19 protein-coding genes are annotated in these 16,584 nt (G+C 62.1%); 14 read left to right on the top strand and 5 right to left on the bottom strand.

Annotation, left to right across the window (positions count from 1 at the left end; all coding sequences use genetic code 11):
* The first annotated feature begins 42 nt into the window (after positions 1-42).
* The 5 genes from QZ634_RS04900 (at position 43) to istB (ending at position 4,112) form a co-directional block, all read left to right on the top strand.
* Positions 43-411, top strand: a complete 369-nt coding sequence (locus QZ634_RS04900; protein WP_291985704.1) for a hypothetical protein — start codon at positions 43-45, stop codon at positions 409-411.
* Positions 408-1,019: a hypothetical protein gene (locus tag QZ634_RS04895; protein WP_291986063.1), complete on the top strand. Its 612-nt coding sequence runs from the start codon at positions 408-410 to the stop codon at positions 1,017-1,019. The genes QZ634_RS04900 and QZ634_RS04895 overlap by 4 nt, the downstream gene beginning before the upstream one ends.
* A gap of 102 nt (positions 1,020-1,121) precedes the next feature.
* Positions 1,122-2,417, top strand: coding sequence for an ISL3 family transposase (locus QZ634_RS04890; protein ID WP_291985253.1), 1,296 nt, complete (start codon positions 1,122-1,124; stop codon positions 2,415-2,417).
* Positions 2,418-2,464: 47 nt separating this feature from the next.
* The gene (locus tag QZ634_RS04885; protein ID WP_291986061.1) at positions 2,465-3,379 is read left to right on the top strand and encodes a hypothetical protein; all 915 of its coding nucleotides are present in this window, start codon (positions 2,465-2,467) and stop codon (positions 3,377-3,379) included.
* A complete protein-coding gene (gene istB, locus QZ634_RS04880; RefSeq protein ID WP_291986059.1) occupies positions 3,366-4,112 on the top strand; it encodes an IS21-like element helper ATPase IstB in 747 nt (248 codons plus the stop codon). The genes QZ634_RS04885 and istB overlap by 14 nt, the downstream gene beginning before the upstream one ends.
* 353 nt (positions 4,113-4,465) lie before the next feature.
* On the opposite strand, the gene QZ634_RS04875 is transcribed toward istB, so the two are convergent.
* From QZ634_RS04875 to QZ634_RS04855, 5 genes are all read right to left on the bottom strand, one after another.
* Complete coding sequence (locus QZ634_RS04875; protein WP_291986057.1) at positions 4,466-4,954, bottom strand: phasin family protein; 489 nt, start codon at positions 4,952-4,954, stop codon at positions 4,466-4,468.
* Positions 4,955-5,158: 204 nt separating this feature from the next.
* On the bottom strand, positions 5,159-6,448 hold the full coding sequence (locus QZ634_RS04870; RefSeq protein ID WP_291986055.1) for a cation:proton antiporter: 1,290 nt from the start codon (positions 6,446-6,448) through the stop codon (positions 5,159-5,161).
* A gap of 112 nt (positions 6,449-6,560) precedes the next feature.
* On the bottom strand, positions 6,561-7,373 hold the full coding sequence (locus QZ634_RS04865) for a transglutaminase family protein (protein WP_291986053.1): 813 nt from the start codon (positions 7,371-7,373) through the stop codon (positions 6,561-6,563).
* A gap of 25 nt (positions 7,374-7,398) precedes the next feature.
* Positions 7,399-8,157 (bottom strand): N-formylglutamate amidohydrolase, encoded by a 759-nt coding sequence (locus QZ634_RS04860; protein WP_291986051.1) that lies wholly within the window; start codon positions 8,155-8,157, stop codon positions 7,399-7,401.
* A 270-nt stretch (positions 8,158-8,427) separates the two neighbouring features.
* On the bottom strand, positions 8,428-8,631 hold the full coding sequence (locus tag QZ634_RS04855; protein WP_291986049.1) for a CsbD family protein: 204 nt from the start codon (positions 8,629-8,631) through the stop codon (positions 8,428-8,430).
* A 954-nt stretch (positions 8,632-9,585) separates the two neighbouring features.
* Here QZ634_RS04855 and atpD point away from each other — a divergent pair.
* The 9 genes from atpD to QZ634_RS04810 all read left to right on the top strand — a co-directional run bounded on the left by atpD (position 9,586) and on the right by QZ634_RS04810 (position 16,558).
* Positions 9,586-11,073, top strand: a complete 1,488-nt coding sequence (atpD, locus tag QZ634_RS04850) for a F0F1 ATP synthase subunit beta (protein ID WP_291986047.1) — start codon at positions 9,586-9,588, stop codon at positions 11,071-11,073.
* A complete protein-coding gene (locus QZ634_RS04845; protein WP_291986045.1) occupies positions 11,063-11,452 on the top strand; it encodes a F0F1 ATP synthase subunit epsilon in 390 nt (129 codons plus the stop codon). Before atpD ends, QZ634_RS04845 begins: the two co-directional genes overlap by 11 nt.
* Entirely contained in the window at positions 11,445-11,783 is a 339-nt protein-coding gene (locus tag QZ634_RS04840) for an AtpZ/AtpI family protein (protein ID WP_291986043.1), read from the top strand. The genes QZ634_RS04845 and QZ634_RS04840 overlap by 8 nt, the downstream gene beginning before the upstream one ends.
* The gene (locus tag QZ634_RS04835; protein ID WP_366145357.1) at positions 11,770-12,090 is read left to right on the top strand and encodes an ATP synthase subunit I; all 321 of its coding nucleotides are present in this window, start codon (positions 11,770-11,772) and stop codon (positions 12,088-12,090) included. The genes QZ634_RS04840 and QZ634_RS04835 overlap by 14 nt, the downstream gene beginning before the upstream one ends.
* Positions 12,080-12,775 (top strand): F0F1 ATP synthase subunit A, encoded by a 696-nt coding sequence (locus QZ634_RS04830; RefSeq protein ID WP_291986041.1) that lies wholly within the window; start codon positions 12,080-12,082, stop codon positions 12,773-12,775. The genes QZ634_RS04835 and QZ634_RS04830 overlap by 11 nt, the downstream gene beginning before the upstream one ends.
* A 34-nt stretch (positions 12,776-12,809) precedes the next feature.
* Complete coding sequence (locus QZ634_RS04825) at positions 12,810-13,091, top strand: F0F1 ATP synthase subunit C (RefSeq protein WP_291986039.1); 282 nt, start codon at positions 12,810-12,812, stop codon at positions 13,089-13,091.
* Positions 13,092-13,094: 3 nt separating this feature from the next.
* Complete coding sequence (locus tag QZ634_RS04820) at positions 13,095-13,928, top strand: F0F1 ATP synthase subunit B (RefSeq protein ID WP_291986037.1); 834 nt, start codon at positions 13,095-13,097, stop codon at positions 13,926-13,928.
* Positions 13,925-15,502: an alternate F1F0 ATPase, F1 subunit alpha gene (locus QZ634_RS04815; RefSeq protein WP_291986035.1), complete on the top strand. Its 1,578-nt coding sequence runs from the start codon at positions 13,925-13,927 to the stop codon at positions 15,500-15,502. Before QZ634_RS04820 ends, QZ634_RS04815 begins: the two co-directional genes overlap by 4 nt.
* A gap of 156 nt (positions 15,503-15,658) precedes the next feature.
* Positions 15,659-16,558, top strand: coding sequence for a F0F1 ATP synthase subunit gamma (locus tag QZ634_RS04810; protein WP_291986033.1), 900 nt, complete (start codon positions 15,659-15,661; stop codon positions 16,556-16,558).
* Positions 16,559-16,584: the final 26 nt, after the last annotated feature.

Genomic DNA, 16,584 nt, shown 5'->3' with positions numbered 1-16,584 from the left:
CCCGGCTGCTACAACTGGGACAGGACATTCGAGGAGGCCCGCATGAACAGTCCGACCAAGCGGCTATTGAATCCGCAACGTCAGCGGCAGGTGCCCGCGCATTTCAGCTGGCTCGATCATCGGCTGGTGCGGGAACACTACATCGAGAAGGCTGACGTCTGCGCCTGGGCGCTGTACCTGTTTCTGGTCACTGTCGCCGACGCCTGCGGTCTTTCCTACTACAGCGAGGCCAGCCTCTGCCGACGACTGCAGATGGACGCCGTTCGCCTGGCCCGCGCCCGCCGGGACTTGATCGCCCTCGACCTGATCGCCTACGACGCACCGTTGTACCAGGTCCTGAGCGTGCCCGAGTGTGTGCCGGTCGGCACGCGTCTGGCGCGGCTGCGCGCTGTTCTGGAGAGCCGGCCATGATCGACTATGCCACGTGGTGCGCCATTCACGAGGGGGTGGCCAGTCATCTGACGGCCCCCCAACTTGCCGCTAGCCTGGACCTGGACGTCAAGACCGTCCGCCACTGGATCGACCGCCCGTACGCCCCGCGGGCGCGCGTGCCGCGGGCCAGCAAGCTCGATCCCTACAAGGGGCGCATCGTCGGCTGGCTCGATGCGCATCCGCTCACCGCCCAGCAGGTGTTTCAACGCCTGCGGGATGCTGGCTACGAGGGCGGCATCAGCATCGTCAAGGACTACGTCCACAAGATCCGCCCACCCCGGCGCGAAGCCTTCCTGACCCTGGCCTTCGCCCCCGGGGAAGTCGCCCAGGTCGACTGGGGGGAATACGGCACCATCGCCGTGGGCAACACCCGCCGCCGCCTTTCGTTCTTCGTCATGGTGCTGGCCTGGAGCCGGAAGCTGTACGTCGAGTTTGCGCTCTCGCAAACGATGGAGCACTTCCTGGCGGCACACATCAACGCCTTTGCTGCCCTGGGGGTGCCGCGCAAGGTCATGGTCGATAATCTGCGGCTCTATGTCGTTTCGTGTGGAACCGGCGATGGGTTTCGCGTTTTGAGGGAGCGGTGATGTCAAGGGCGGACGCAGTCCGGGCGCAGCCGAACCCTTTACATCGCTGCCCGCTTGCTTACGCTTGCTCCGGGCCGAGGAAGGCAGTCTGCCGCCCTCGGCATGGAGGACAATGGCGGTCTTTCCTCTCGCGACCGGTTCCTCATGATTGAAACGCTGTTCACCCAGGCTCTGGGTCTCGTTGCTCCTTGGCAGGTAGCTGAGGTCATCTTCAAGCCAGAGTCCGGACGGATCGATTTCCAGGTCCGATTTGGCGCAGCCATTCATGCTTGCCCGGCTTGCGGTGCGGCGGCGCAGCCGCTGCATGACCGCTTGGCGCGTTCCTGGCGCCATATGGATTTCTTTCAGTACGAAGCCCACCTGCATGCCGAGGTGCCGCGAGTGGCCTGTGCCGGTTGCGGCAAGGTCACGCAGATTCCTGTTCCCTGGGCGCGTGAAGGGAGCCGCTTCACGCTGCTGTTCGAGGCCTTGACGTTGATGCTGGCGCCGACCATGTCGGTCTTGGCAGCTGGCCGACTGCTGCGCGTGCGCAGTCGCAGACTGTGGCGCGTGATCAATCATCATGTGGGCCGGGCGCGCGCCCAGGAAAGTCATGCCAGGGTTCGCGCGATCGGCGTCGATGAGACCGCCAGTAAACGCGGCCAGACGTATATCTCTGTTTTTTATGACCTCGACGCGCAGCGTCTGCTGTTTGCCACGCCGGGCCGAGACAAGGCCACGCTCGGAAAGTTCGCCAGCGACCTTACCGAGCATGGTGGCCAGCCCACCGCGATCACCCATGTCAGCATGGACATGAGCGGCTCGTTCCAGGCCGGCGCCGCCGAGCACTTTCCAGCAGCCGAGGTCTGTTTCGACCGCTTCCACGTGGTCGCTCTGAGCAGCACGGCGCTGGACGAGGTGCGACGCGCCGAGGTCAAGACCGCGCCCGAACTCAAAGGCACCCGCTGGGGCCTGCACAAGAAACCCGCCGACTGGACCGTCAAGCAAACCGACACCATGTACTGGTTGCAGCGCTCGAACCTCAAGACCGCACGGGCCTGGCGGATCAAGCAGGCGCTGCGCTCCATCTACGCCACCGCCACGACACCTGACGAGGCCAAGCCCCTGCTCAAGCGCTGGCTCAGTTGGGCCAGCCGCTGCCGACTCGAACCGTTCAAGCGCCTCGGACGGACGATCAGCAAGCACCTTCCTGGCGTACTCAACGGTTTTCACCCCGGCAAACACAATGGCCGTGTCGAAGCGATGAATCGAGCGCTCCAGGAGGCGCGCGCAAGGGCACGCGGCTATCGCCGCGTCGAAAACTTCATCGCCATGGCCTACCTCATCGCTGGAAAGCTCACTCATTTGCCCGCCTCGCCCTTCGCCCCATTCTTGCCCGTTCCACACGAAACGACCTAAACCCTAATCTGCGCAGTGCGGTCTTGCGCCATGTGCGTGGCGAGCCGGTGCAGTTCAATCCCCGCTATCTCGACTTCGCCCGCCATTACGGCTTCGAAATCGTCGCCTGTGCGCCGAGAAAAGGGAATGAGAAGGGACGCGCGGAAAGGGGCGTCGCTTATGTCAAAACCAATTTCCTGGCCGGCCTGGAGCTGCCAAACTTCAGCGCGCTCAATCCGGCCGTCAGGCTGTGGCTGGAGACGGTTGCCAACGTCCGCCTGCATCGCGAAACACAACGCCGGCCGGAAGACCTCTGGGTCGAGGAACGCGCTCATCTGCAGCCGGTCAATCCCCGGCTGTTCGATGTCGGCCGCGTCCTGACCGTTCGTGCCAACCGACAGTTCCGGGTCACGCTCGAGAGCAATCGCTATTCCGTCCCCGCCCGCCTGGCGGGCCGACCGGTGACGATGAAGGTCTATCCGGATCGCGTCTGTGTCTATCACGACGGCGAATTGGTCGCCCGCCATGGGCGTTCCTTCGAACGCCATCAGGACATCGAGGACCCCGATCACCCGAAGACCTTGATCGCTCAACGTCGGCATGCCCGCGATGCGTTGGTACTCAAGCGCTTCCTGGGTTTGACGCCACTGGCAGAGAAATATCACGCCGGCTTGCTCGATCGCCGGGGGAATGCGATAGCGCATGTGCGCAAGATCGTGGCACTGGCCGAGATCCACGGTGACGACGCGGTCGTGCGGGCGATGACCGATGCCCTGACCTTTGAGGCCTTCAGCAGCGAATACATCGCCCATCTGATTGACGCACGTCGCCGCCAGTTGCCCGAGCCGAGCCCGCTACACCTTATCCGCCGGCAGGATCTGCTGGAGCTTGAACTGCCACCACCGGACTTGTCCGCTTATTCTGGCATCCGCACGGGAAACAATCCGCAAGACGAGGTAGGAGGTGATCATGACCATGTCTGAGGCGCTTCTCGCGAAGCATCTGGGTCGTTTGCAGCTGCCGTATTTCGTTCAGCACGCGCCGGGCTTGATGGCTCAGGCGGCCCGTGAGTCGTGGTCTCATGGCCGCTTTCTCGAAGGCCTGGTGGCCGGCGAGGTCGCTCGCCGCGATGAGGCGCTGATTGCCCGCCGCATTAAGGCCGCGCGCTTGCCCGGCATCAAGACGCTGGACGGCTTCGACTGGTCGTGGCCGAAGAAGATCAATCGGCCGCAAATCCAGCATCTGTTCCGCCTCGATTTCGTGCCGCCGCATGGCAACGTGATTCTGCTCGGCGCGGTCGGCGTCGGCAAGACTCATCTGGCCATAGCCCTCGCTCATGCGGCCTGCCTGCAGGGCCTGACGACGCTGTTCACCACCGCCGTCGACATCGTCAATGCGCTGGCCGCCGCCCAGGCCACCGGCGGGGTCAAACGCGAGATGACCAGGCTGCTCAAACCCGCCATCCTCTGCGTCGACGAATTGGGCTATCTGCCGATTGACAAGTTTGGCGCCGATGGCCTCTTCCAGGTGATCAGTCAGCGCTATGAGCGCGGTTCGACAATCATCACGTCGAATAAAGCGTACAAACAATGGCCGGAGATCTTCAACAACGACAGCACCCTCACTGCCGCCTTGCTCGACCGCCTGCTGCATCATGCCGAGACACTGGTCATCGAAGGATCGTCCTACCGGATGCGCGAGCAGCACGACGCCTGATTCAGAAACCGTCCTCGGCCAGCCCCTGCACCGACCGCCTTTGCCCACGGGCCGGGCGGCCCTCTCTTGGCGCTCTCTAACCAACGTTCCAGACCACAGCTCCGGCCTTGCTCGCACCAGATTTATGTCGGCTTGTGGACGCCGGTTTCACCCCGGCGCCGACACCGGTATTGTCGGTTCGCGGGATACCTGGCTACTTGCAGCATGGGCTGGCAAGCGAACCAGGTCTGTGCGCCAGCGCACCCGAGAGGTTTCGGCACACGCATCCCGGAAGCAGGCGCCCCACGAACGGCTTTGGCCAAAAAAAAACCCCGGCATGGCGGGGTTCTTCATCAACACCACGGTCTGCGTGCTTAGGCGTCTTTCTTTGAAAGCGAGGCCGCCGAGCTTGCGATTCGGGCGCTTGCGTCACGGGCCACCTTAGCGTTGGCGGCAGTCATGTCGGTAATCTGCTGCGCAAAGCCCTTGAACTGTTCGAAGCCCTTGAGCCAGCCCGCGCTGGGGTTTCCACCCTCGCCATGGGGAGAGAAGTAGGAACTGACGAGGTTGGTCACCTCTTTCTGCGTTTCGGCGGCTATCGCCTGCACGCCCTTGAGGTATTCGGTGGCGTTGTTGCTCGCTGTCTCGGCCGCACCGCCCAGTAGCTTCGACGGATTCTTCACGTCTTTGCTCTGGCTCAAGGAGCCGACGGCGGCGGTACCGCCCTCCAATGCAGCGCGAGTCGCATTCAGGTTCAGGGTAGCCAGACGTTCAAGGTTGGAAAATGCCAGCTTCGACAAAGTCATGAAGGCATTGGTGTTGATCTCGGCGGTGGCGGTCAGGTTCGGGCTGGTAGGTAGCATGTGTTACTCCTTTGGGGAATGAAAACAGGGATTCAGCGGTACGGATAGGCCAATCCAGAACAGTGATTCAGGCATGCACGAACTTCGAATCCAAAGTGCAGCTTGGGCGAAAAATTCCACAAACACTGTTCGCTGCCGTACATTGCGCCAGACTTTTCATTCCTTCTTCGCTGCCCGGGGCGATATCGGCAGCGATCGCGTCCATCAGCCCGCTCGCCAAAAGCGGTTCATCAGGGGCTTGACGCTGACGCCGTGGACGAGGATCGACATCGTGATGACGATCAGGGTCATGTGGATGAGCTCCAGCGCCACATCTTCCGGGAGGCCGTGTTCAATGGCGTACACGAGATAGTAGAGCGAGCCGATCCCACGCACCCCGAACCAGCCCACCATGCCGCGAACGCGCGCTGGCGTGCGCGAGCCCAGCAGCCCGATGCCCACGCTGAGCGGGCGTGCGACGAGGAACAGGAAGAGGGCGAGGCTCACCGCGCGCCAACTCCACGAATCGAGGAACAGCGAGCCCCCGACGAGCAGGATCAGCAGCAGTTCCGAGATCCGCTCAAGATGCTCCTTGAAGACCAGTGACCCTTGGCTGACCGTCGCCACCGGATCGCCGCCCCCTGACGTAGCGACCGGGTCGTGCCCGGCAAGCCCTTTTTCCAGGTTGTCGGCCCGGGCGTTGATCAGCCTGACTTCGGTCTGTCGAAGCGAGACGGCCGCGAAGAACACGGCAAGGAAGCCCCAAGCATTGACCAGTTCGCTGACCCCGTAAACGACGCCGATCAGTCCCAGGCCCAGGAAATCGTCCATGAGCTCGTGGTCGAAACGTCTGCTGCGCAGAGTCCAGCCAAGCCGGCCGAGAGCGGAACCGAGGACAACGCCGATCGCGATCCCGGCTACGGTCGCCCACAAGACATCCACGAGCGCCCAGCGCAGGCCGAATTCGCCAAGGTCGTGCAAGCCGAGCAAACCCAGGCCGAGCATCACGAACGGGAAGGCGCTGCCGTCGTTCATGCCGGCTTCGCAGGTGAGATCGAAGCGCAGGCGGTCGCGGTCGCCGGGATGACGGATCTGGACGTCGGTGGCGAGGACCGGATCCGTTGGCGCCACGATGGCGCCGAGAAGAACCGAGGCGCCGAGGGACAACTCGAGCACGAAGTGGGCAAAGGCGGCAACCATGGCCACCGTGAGGGCCATCGATGCCGATGCCAGAAGCAGCGGTGTGCGCCAGCGATCGAGCCGCATCGGGGCAGGCATCTTGACGCCGGCGGCGAATAGCGAAATCAGCACCGCCACTTCGGTCAGCACTTCCAGCAGTGCCGATTCTCGGAGCGGGTTGAAGTGAAAGGCGTTGAGCAGCGTCGGCCCGACGACCAGGCCAATCGACAGATAGATGATCGCCGAGGTGACCGGTAGACGCTTGATGAACGACGGGGTCAGACCCATGACGAGCAACAGCCCGCCCACCAGCAGGAACCACAGTGCTCCCGTCATTGCCGCTTCCCCCTCTTGAATGTCGCGAATGCAGTGCTGCACCGACCAGTCCCTGCCGGCGGACGGGGCAGGTCAACGATACGATGCCAGACATGGCTGCGCCGTCCTTCCACTAGGCCGTGGACACTTCGTCGGTGCGCACGAGAAAGCTCTTGAGGACGCTCGGTCCGAAGGTCGTGACCATCGCGACGTCGGCGGCGTCGCGGCCGCGGGCCATGAGGACGCGGCCGATGCGAGGAACGTTGCTGCGCGCGTCGAAGGTGTACCAGCGGCCGCCGAGATAGACGTCGAACCAGCCGGAGAAGTCCATCGGACCGGGTACCGGCGTGATGCCAATGTCGCCCAGATAGCCGGTGCAGTAGCGGGCCGGTATGTTCATGCAGCGGCAGAAGGTGATCGCCAGATGAGCGTAGTCGCGGCAAACGCCGGCGCGCTCGCTGTAGGTCTCCCAGGCCGTCTTGGTCGGGCGTGCGAACGGGTAGCCGAACTGGATGTGCTGGTGCACAAAATCACAGATCGCCTGCACGCGTGCCCAGCCGGGCGGCGTGTGCCCGAACAGCCGCCATGCCTCGTCGGACAGTCGATCGGTTTCGCAATAGCGGCTGCCGAGCAGAAAGACCAGTGTCTCCTCCGGCAGATCCTGGAGGGCGATCTGTTGCGCCTCCGTAGCGATGTCGTCCACCTGTCCCCCATCGTGAACGACGCCGTCGGCAAAGATACCGATGTCGCCGATCGGCGCGACGATTCGGCTACACCAGTTTCCGAAGCCGTCGCGATAGGCAACCACTGGTACCCCGGGATCGGTCATCAGGTGGGCAGGCACCACGGCTTCGTTCATCCGCGAGTAGTGGATGTCGAGCATCAGGATCATCGGGGTCGGCTGCGCGCACGCATAGACGATGTCATAGCCAATGCGGATTTTCATTCGCGCCTCCTGGTGGTCAGTGATTTCATGGAGAACAGGTCACGCAGCCGGCGCGGCAGCGCAGTGCCGACTCGAGCGTCGTCACCACGGTGCGCCGCAAGTGCCGCCACAACCGCGGCTGCGCAAGCACCAAGGCCTGGTTAAGTTCAATCTCGATCCCGACATACTGGCCGGGATCGAAGCAGCGGCGCATGGCAGTGGTCAGTCCGTCGTCCTTCCCATGGTACGGATAATTCCGGCGCACGCGCAGTTCAGCCGACTGTTCGGCGAACGCCGCCTTCCAGCGGGCCGCCACCGCCACCTCTCCTGGGCGTGCCGGGTCATACAACAAACCGACGTCGGCGTTGCGGACCTGGCCGTCGAGGACCGGGGTGAAGCTATGCGAGGAAACGTGGATCACCCGCTGCCCGGCCGCTACCGCTTCCGCCACGATCTCCATCAGCCGCTGCCGGTAGGGCGCGTAATGGCGCGACACGATCCCCTGCCTGCTCGTCGGCGATAGCGCCCGCGTCGCATCCGACCACGCCCGTGGACTGGACAGCGATCGATTCAGATCGACCAGCATGCGGCTCACCGTCGATACCACCAGGGGTGCCTGCAGGGCCGCGGCAAGATCGCGCGCCATGACCAGGGCACCGGGATCGTAGCCGCGATGGCTGGACAAGCGAGCCTGCCAGCCATGAAAGAGGTCGAGGTAGGCGGTGGGGATGCGGTTGCCACCATGCTCGCAGGTCACGACATGGAAGTCGCTCAGGCGCTCCGGAATGCTGGCTGGTGACCGCAAGAGATCACCAGACCCGTTCTGGAAGTACTCGAAACACCCGGCGTGTGCCCTTGCTCCGGCGCTGCTGCCAGGAGGTGAAGTTCAGCAGGGATGCGGAAGACGCGTTGCCCGTCGCCGGGGAAGTGCCCGCCGACGATGCGCGATGCGTTGAAGCTGATGTCACTCGCTGCGAGGAAGGGAGCATAGCGCCACGCCTATGAGCACAGGAAACGAAACAGCCGCCATTGGCGGCCGCTTCGTCAAAGCGATGGGCAGGTATGCCCATCGGGGCTACGGTTTCAAGGCGTCCTTGACCGAGTCCCTGGCGTCTTTGAGGTTCTCTTTCAGGTCGCCGACATGTTCCTGCACTTTGCCTTCAGCCTGGTTTTTCAGTCCCTTTGCCTGTTGCTCAGTGCTGCCTACCAGTTTGCCGGCCTCTTCCTGAAGCTTGCCGCCCAGGTCTTTCGCTGCGCCCTTGACTTGATCTTTGTTCATCGTGAACTCCTGACTTATGGTTGATACGTCGGATAGTCGAGCCAGCTACGGTTCGTCCTGCGACTCCTAGTCATCAAACAGGCGATGGCCGGTGTCGATGCAGGGAGTCTAGTATCGAACGGGGGCAAGTTCTGTGCGCTCGCCGACATAGGCGCCTGCGCGGGTGTCGGTGCCCACATGTGCTGTGCAAGGGACATGGTCATGATCGGCTACCTTGCAAGTGTATGGTGGCAACGTTCTGCCAGTGCCTGCGCTGCTCGCGCGGGAGGGCGCAAACCTCAGCGCGGGGTGGCTCCAAGGCTTCGAACAGTTCAAGAACTTTGCGCGGCAGATTACCGACATGACTACCGCCAACGCTAAAGCGGCCCGTGACGCAACCGCCAGAAGTGCAAGCTCGGCGGTCTCTCTCGAAAAGAGGCGCCGAAACACGCCGACCGGTGGTGTTTATGAAAGAGTGCCGCGAGCCGGGGCTTCTTCTTGGGCAAGGCCGTTTGTTGAGCGCCTGCTTCCGGGATGCTTATGCCGAAACCCGCGCCAGGTGCGCTGGCGAACAGACTTTGTTCGCTTGCCAGCCGAAGCTGCAAGTGGCCAGCTGTCCCGTGACCTCACAACAATGCCGAAGGCAAGAGGTGTTTGACCACGCTTGACGACGGCGCACCAAGGAGACTGAAATGAGGCAGACTTACCCAAGGATCCTGCCATGGGTTGCCAGAAAGGCCGCGGTTCGTCGCGACAAGGCCGAGGTCTTGTGGATGGAGGCGCTGCGCGCTGTTTGCTAATCTCGATTTCGATGCCAGTGCACCCGGTCAATTCCTTCTTTCCGCCGACCTGCAAGCGGTATATTCACCGGTATGTACGCTGCCGCACAGAGTGCTGAGTCCGTGAAGTGACATGGTTTGCTATTGCGAAGAGGCCAAGGCGCTTCCGATGTCATTCCCTGCTTGCGGATGAGAAATGAAAGTTAGCAACGTCCCTTCAAATGCCGGCAGCGTCATATCAGTGCGTGGCAGCGTCGTGGATATACGCTTCGACGGACGTTTGCCGCCGATTCATTCCGTGCTTCGCACGGGAGACGACAAGCAGATCGTGATCGAAGTGCAGACGCAGCGTGATGCGCATCATGTACGCGGCATTGCCTTGACACCCACACAAGGTCTGGCCCGTGGTATGGCCGTGGAAGACACGGGCGGGCCGCTGCAGGCGCCAGTCGGCAAGACGATTCTCTCGCGCATGTTCGATGTATTCGGCAACACCATTGATCGCGAAGGGGCCTTGTCCGATGTCGAGTGGCGCTCGGTACACCAGCCGCCTCCGCCGCTGGCCCGCCGCTCCACCAAATCGGAAATTTTCGAGACGGGCATCAAGGTCATCGACGTACTGATGCCGCTTGAGCGCGGCGGCAAGGCCGGGCTGTTTGGCGGCGCGGGCGTGGGCAAGACGGTATTGCTGACGGAAATGATCCATAACATGATCGGGCATCACGACGGTGTCAGCATTTTTTGCGGCATCGGCGAGCGCTGCCGCGAAGGCGAAGAGCTCTACCGTGAGATGAAAGCGGCAGGCGTGCTGCCGAACATGGTGATGGTCTTTGGACAGATGAACGAACCGCCGGGCAGCCGCTTTCGCGTTGGCCATGCCGCGCTGACCATGGCCGAATATTTCCGCGACGATGAGCATCGCGACGTGCTACTGCTGGTCGACAATATCTTTCGCTTTATCCAGGCCGGCATGGAAATATCCGGTTTGATGGGGCAAATGCCCTCCCGTCTCGGTTATCAGCCGACCATGGGCACCGAACTGGCCGGACTGGAAGAGCGCATCGCCAACACCGACACCGGCGCCATCACCTCGATCCAGGCCGTATATGTGCCTGCCGACGATTTCACCGATCCGGCGGCGGTGCATACCTTCGCCCATCTTTCCGCCTCCATCGTGCTCTCGCGCAAGCGCGCCAGCGAAGGGCTGTTCCCTGCCATTGATCCGCTGCAGTCCAGTTCGCGCATGGCGACGCCGGGCATCGTCGGCGAGCGCCACTATGCCCTGGCACAGCAAATCCGCCACACGCTGGCGCAGTATGAGCAACTCAAGGACATCATTGCGATGCTCGGCCTCGAACAGCTTTCGCCGGCGGATCGCCAGGTGGTCGCTCGTGCCCGCCGCCTGGAGCGCTTTCTGACCCAGCCTTTTTTTACGACCGAACAGTTCACCAATCTGAAAGGGAAACTTGTCAGCCTGAAGGACGCGCTGGATGGTTGCGAACGCATCCTGCGCGATGAACTCAAGGACACGCCGGAGAGCGCGTTTTACATGATCGGCAAGATCGATGAAGCGAAGAAAACGGTTCCCCCCGAGCAACCCGCCAAGAAAGTCGACGCCAAACCCGCCGCCGGGGCGAAGCCTGATGCAAACCCCGAAGCAGCGGCAGTCGCCCATGAATCTTAAGATTCTGCTGCCGTTCCAGGTATTCGACGAAAAGGCCGGTGTGTCGTGCATCGTCGCGGAAACGCGCGGGGGTTCGTTCGGGCTTCTGCCACAGCGGCTCGATTGTGTGGCGGTACTGGTGCCGGGAATCCTGACCTATGAGACCGAAGCCGGTGATGAAATTTTTGTCGCCGTCGACGAAGGGGTGCTGGTCAAGACCGGCGCACAGGTGCTGGTTTCGGTACGCCGGGCCGTGGGCGGAAAGGATCTCGGTGAACTACGCACTGCCGTCGAGAAGGAATTTCTGACCATTGGCGAGCAGGAGCAGAGCGTACGTACGGTCATGGCAAAACTGGAAAGCGGATTTCTGCGCCGCTTCGCGGCCTTTCAACATGATTGACGAACCCACCGGCAAGGCATCGAAAAGCGGTTCAGCCTTCGCCGATCAGGTAGCCGCCAAGGCGGCGCGCAAGCTCAAGGCGCGGCGCAACGCCTCGCCGGGTGTCTGGTTCGGGCTGGGCATGATGGGCCTGGTCGGTTGGTCGGTGACCGTACCGACGTTTCTCGGCGCAGCACTGGGACTGTGGGTGGATAAAAACCACCCGGGCCAGCATTCCTGGACGCTGGCCTTGTTGATGGCGGGGCTCGCGATCGGCTGCCTAAATGCCTGGCACTGGGTAGATAAGGAAGACAAGGCGATGCGGGAGGAGGCGGAAGATGACGATGAATGACCTGCTCGCATTGGCGCTGGCGGGCGTGGCAGGTTTTGCACTCGGCGCGGTTTTCTTCGGCGGCCTGTGGTGGACGGTACAAAGAGCCGTTTCATCGCGACGACCGGCGCTGCTGTTCTTCGGCAGCCTGCTATTGCGTATGAGCATAGTGCTGGGGGGGTTTTATGCCGTCGGCCACACGGATTGGCAGCGGTTGCTGGCGTGTCTGTTCGGCTTTGTCGTCGTGCGTTTCATCGCTGTGCGCTTGACTCGCCCACAGGTCGAACGGGAAAGCAAGCGTGCACAGGAGATGAGCCATGCGCCTTAGTCCCGACGAAATCATTTTCTGGCAGCACGGATTTTTCAAGCTCAATGGCACGATCGTGTTCACCTGGGGGCTGATGCTGCTGCTGACCGTTGGTTCCCTGTTGATCACACGCAAGCTTTCCACCGGGCTGAAACGCTCACGCTGGCAGAACCTGCTTGAAATCGTCGTCACCACCATCGAAAAACAGCTTCAAGATGTCGGCCTGTCCGATGCGCGGAAGTTTCTCCCCTTTCTCGGCACCTTGTTCCTGTTTCTCGCCAGCGCTGCGCTGTGCACCGTCATTCCCGGCTATGAGCCGCCGACCGGTTCGCTGTCGACCACGGCTGCGCTGGCGCTGTGCGTGCTTGTGGCGGTACCGCTGTTCGGCATCGAGGCCCAGGGCATGGGCGGCTACCTCAAGTCCTACATTGAGCCAACGGTGATCATGCTGCCGTTCAACATCATCAGTGAAATCTCGCGCACCCTGGCACTGGCCGTGCGCCTGTTCGGCAACATGATGAGCGGCTCGATGATCATTGCCATCCTGCTGACCATCACGCCGTTCATTTTCCCGATCTTGATGACCCTGCTCGGCCTGCTGACCGGCATGGTGCAGGCCTACATCTTCAGCATTCTGGCTGCCGTCTACATCGCGGCCGCGATGCGCGTTCGCAAGCCACAAATGGGTGCGGAACCCGCGCCTTGAAACAAGCATTACCAAACAGAGCAAAGGAAAATCCATGGACAGCATGACCATCATTGCAGTGGCATCGATCATCACCGCCGGCATCACCATCGCGATCGGGGTCATCGGACCTTCGCTTGGCGAAGGGCAGGCGGTTGCCACCGCGCTCACTTCGCTGGCGCAGCAGCCCGACGCCTCCGCCACCATCACCCGAACGCTGTTTGTCGGTCTGGCGATGATCGAATCCACGGCCATCTATTGCTTCGTGGTCTCGATGATCCTCATTTTTGCCAACCCGTTCTGGAATCACGTCATCGCCCAGAGCGTGGGAAAGTAAGCCATGCTGATCGACTGGTTCACGGTCGGCGCGCAAGCGCTCAACTTCCTCATCCTGGTGTGGTTGATGAAGCGCTTTCTTTACCAGCCGATTCTTCACGCCATTGATGCCCGCGAGAAGCGGATCGCCGCAAAACTCGCCGACGCCGCTGCGAAGGAAACCGAGGCAGAAAAAGAGCGCGATGAGTTCCTGCGCAAGAACGACGACTTCGACCAGCAGCGCGCCGCCCTGTTGACCAAGGCGACCGAAGAGGCGAAGAAAGAACGCCGGCGCCTGTTCGATGAGGCGCGCAAGGCTGCCGATGCATTGAGCGCCAAGCACCGGGAAACCCTCATCAGCGACGCGCGCAACCTGAGCAAGACCATCAGTCGCAAAACACAGGACGAAGTGTTTTCCATCGCGCGAAAAGCGCTTACCGATCTTGCCGGCGCAAGCCTGGAGGAACGCATGGGCGACATTTTCGTCGATCGTCTGCGGGCGGTGTCCGACGAGGTAAAGGCAGTTTTCGCCAAGGCGCTCAAGACGGCTTCCGATCAGGCGTTATTGCGCAGCGCTTTTGACCTGCCCGAGGGTCAGCAGGCGAAGATACAAAAAGCGATCAATGAGACGTTCTCGGTCGATATCGACGTCCGCTTCGAAACCGCGCCGGAACTGGTCAGCGGCGTCGAACTCGACGCAGGCGGGCAAAAAATAGCGTGGACCATCGCCGATTACCTCACCGCGCTGGAACAGAGCGTGGGCGAACTGCTGCAAGAAAAGGACCAGCCCGAAGTCAAGCCTGAGGTCAAAGCCAAACCCGAGCCGGAACAATCGAAGTCCGCAGCGAGGCCGCAGTGAATTCAGCCCCCGTGACATTGCAGAGCGTTTTTGACCGGACCTTTGCCGATATTGGCAAGGCGCGGGAAGCCTTTGCAGCGCAGCTGAGCGCGCGCGAAAGCGGCGCCGTCACCAGCGTTTCCACCGGCGTCGCTCACGTCTCCGGCCTGCCCGGCGTCGGCTTCGAGGAATTGCTGAAGTTTCCACGCGGCATTTTCGGCATTGCCTTCAACGTCGATGAGGACGACATTGGTGTCGTCCTGCTCGGCGACTACACGAAGCTGCAAGCAGGCGACCCGGTCGAACGCACGGGCCGGATAATGGATGTTGCGGTGGGTGACACACTGCTCGGCCGCGTCATCAATCCACTCGGCCAGCCGCTCGACGGCAAGGGCCCGATAGCGGAGACCGCACGCCTGCCGATCGAACGCACCGCGGCGGCCATCATGGATCGCGCGCCCGTTACCGTACCGCTGCAGACTGGGCTCAAGGTGGTCGATGCGCTGATTCCGATCGGGCAAGGCCAACGCGAGCTGATCCTCGGCGACCGCCGCACCGGCAAGACCGCGATCGCGCTCGACACCATCCTCAACCAGCGCGGCCGCGACATCCTGTGTGTCTATTGCGCCATCGGCCAGCGCGCTTCCGCCGTGGCCAAGCTGGTTGCCAACCTGCGGGAACAGGGCGCGATGGACTACACCGTCGTGGTCGTGACCGAGGGCAACGACCCCCCCGGTCTCGCCTACATCGCACCCTACGCCGCGACCAGCATCGCCGAGCATTTCATGGAAGCGGGACGCGACGTGCTGATCGTCTATGACGACCTCACCCACCATGCCCGTGCTTATCGCGAGCTTTCGCTACTGCTGCGCCGCCCCCCCGGCCGTGAGGCTTTTCCGGGTGACATTTTCTATATCCATTCACGGCTGCTGGAACGGGCGACGCATCTCTCCCAGGAACGCGGCGGCGGCTCGCTCACGGCACTGCCGATCATCGAGACCGAAGCGCAGAATATTTCCGCCTATATTCCGACCAATCTCATTTCGATTACCGACGGGCAGATCTATCTCTCGCCATCACTGTTCGAGCTGGGGGTGTTACCCGCAGTCGATGTTGCGAAATCCGTATCACGCGTCGGTGGCAAGGCACAACGCGCCGTTTACCGCGCTGTGGCGGGAGACCTCAAGCTTGCCTATGCGCAGTTCGAGGAGCTCGAAACCTTTTCCCGCTTCGGCGCCCGCCTCGATGACGACACGCGCAAAACGCTCGGGCACGGCAAGCGCATCCGCTCCTGTCTCCAGCAGCCGGAATTCGCCCCTGTGCCCGTGTCCGCCCAGATCGCCGTCCTGCTGGCACTGATTGAAAAACTGTTCGACACCGTGCCGTTGGAAAAAATGAAGGATGCCGAACACGCCGTTCAAGAGGCGGCCGCGAAGATTCCGGCCGAGGTCTCTACCCGCTTCGACACGGCCGACAAGCCAAGCGATGAAGATCGCAAGGCCATCATCGACATCGCCCGCCAAGCGCTTGCTCCCTTCCAGCCCACGCCAGAATCACAAGCGGAAAGCGAACCGAAGCCCGCAGATGGAGAATAGGGACAAAACCGGTACCGCACCAATCACCATCTCGACAGGAACAAAACCCATGCAGAAATTGACCAGGGTGATCGACACAACGCTTGGCAAGCAGCGCAATCAACAGCGGCATCCGGCCGATTTGCCCCAACCCGGATCGACACTCGCGGAGGAGTAATGAGCGATACCACGGCGAGCCTGCGCCGTAAGATCGACAGCGCCGGAGAACTCCAGTCCGTCGTGCGCACCATGAAGGCCATGGCCGCGTCGAGCATCGGCCAGTACGAGCAATCGGTGCATGCTCTCGGCGACTACCACCGGACCGTGGAACTGGGCCTGAGCATCCTCTTCCGCAAACGTGCTCGGGCCATGGCGGTACCCGCACGCAAAGGCCACGCCGATACAGCCACCGTGGGGGCCGTCGTTTTCGGTTCCGATCAGGGCCTGGTGGGGCGCTTCAATGACGTGGTGGCGGATTTCGCGGTAACAACGCTGGCCGCGCTGCCCGGCAAGCCTCAGATCTGGGCGGTCGGCGAGCGTGTGTACGGGCGCCTGTTGGATGCCGGACTAGCGCCAGCAGGCGGATTTACCGTGCCGACTTCGATTGACGGCATTACCCCGCTGGCAGGGCAGATACTGGTCGAGAGCGAGGCGCACCACGACGCGGATGACGGAGGCGAACTTCACCTGTTCTACAACCGCCCGATCGCCGGTGCGGCATTCGAACCCGTCACTCAGCGCCTGCTGCCGCTGGACGACATCTGGCGGCGCGACCTGGCCGAACTGCCGTGGCCGACCAGGAGTCTGCCCGAGGTACTCGGAGACCAGGGCGACAACACGGCGACCCTGCGCGCGCTGATCCGCGAATATCTCTTCGTCTCGCTGTTCCGGGCCTGCGCCGAATCCCTGGCCAGCGAAAACGCCAGCCGACTGGCGGCGATGCAGCGTGCTGACAAGAATATCGACGAATTGCTGGAAACGTTCAACGGCAGCTTCCACCGCCTTCGTCAAAGCAGTATCGACGAAGAATTGTTCGATGTGACCTCCGGATTTGAAGCCTTGTCGACAGAGAAGTAGCTTCAGGCCGGATCTTGAAGGAGCAG

The sequence above is a fragment of the Candidatus Accumulibacter sp. ACC007 genome (genome assembly GCF_907163205.1).
GTDB lineage: Bacteria > Pseudomonadota > Gammaproteobacteria > Burkholderiales > Rhodocyclaceae > Accumulibacter > Accumulibacter regalis.
This window is presented reverse-complemented; position numbering and strand designations above follow the sequence as displayed.

Coding starts and splice junctions, on each gene's coding strand:
- QZ634_RS04825 (WP_291986039.1), top strand. CDS start 12,810: ATGGACAGCATGACCATCATTGCAGTGGCATCGATCATCACCGCCGGC.
- QZ634_RS04845 (WP_291986045.1), top strand. CDS start 11,063: ATGAATCTTAAGATTCTGCTGCCGTTCCAGGTATTCGACGAAAAGGCC.
- QZ634_RS04810 (WP_291986033.1), top strand. CDS start 15,659: ATGAGCGATACCACGGCGAGCCTGCGCCGTAAGATCGACAGCGCCGGA.
- QZ634_RS04820 (WP_291986037.1), top strand. CDS start 13,095: ATGCTGATCGACTGGTTCACGGTCGGCGCGCAAGCGCTCAACTTCCTC.
- QZ634_RS04900 (WP_291985704.1), top strand. CDS start 43: ATGAACAGTCCGACCAAGCGGCTATTGAATCCGCAACGTCAGCGGCAG.
- QZ634_RS04855 (WP_291986049.1), bottom strand. CDS start 8,631: ATGAACAAAGATCAAGTCAAGGGCGCAGCGAAAGACCTGGGCGGCAAG.
- QZ634_RS04865 (WP_291986053.1), bottom strand. CDS start 7,373: ATGAAAATCCGCATTGGCTATGACATCGTCTATGCGTGCGCGCAGCCG.
- QZ634_RS04875 (WP_291986057.1), bottom strand. CDS start 4,954: ATGCTACCTACCAGCCCGAACCTGACCGCCACCGCCGAGATCAACACC.
- QZ634_RS04830 (WP_291986041.1), top strand. CDS start 12,080: ATGCGCCTTAGTCCCGACGAAATCATTTTCTGGCAGCACGGATTTTTC.
- QZ634_RS04870 (WP_291986055.1), bottom strand. CDS start 6,448: ATGACGGGAGCACTGTGGTTCCTGCTGGTGGGCGGGCTGTTGCTCGTC.
- QZ634_RS04840 (WP_291986043.1), top strand. CDS start 11,445: ATGATTGACGAACCCACCGGCAAGGCATCGAAAAGCGGTTCAGCCTTC.
- atpD (WP_291986047.1), top strand. CDS start 9,586: ATGAAAGTTAGCAACGTCCCTTCAAATGCCGGCAGCGTCATATCAGTG.
- istB (WP_291986059.1), top strand. CDS start 3,366: ATGACCATGTCTGAGGCGCTTCTCGCGAAGCATCTGGGTCGTTTGCAG.
- QZ634_RS04890 (WP_291985253.1), top strand. CDS start 1,122: ATGGAGGACAATGGCGGTCTTTCCTCTCGCGACCGGTTCCTCATGATT.
- QZ634_RS04895 (WP_291986063.1), top strand. CDS start 408: ATGATCGACTATGCCACGTGGTGCGCCATTCACGAGGGGGTGGCCAGT.
- QZ634_RS04835 (WP_366145357.1), top strand. CDS start 11,770: ATGACGATGAATGACCTGCTCGCATTGGCGCTGGCGGGCGTGGCAGGT.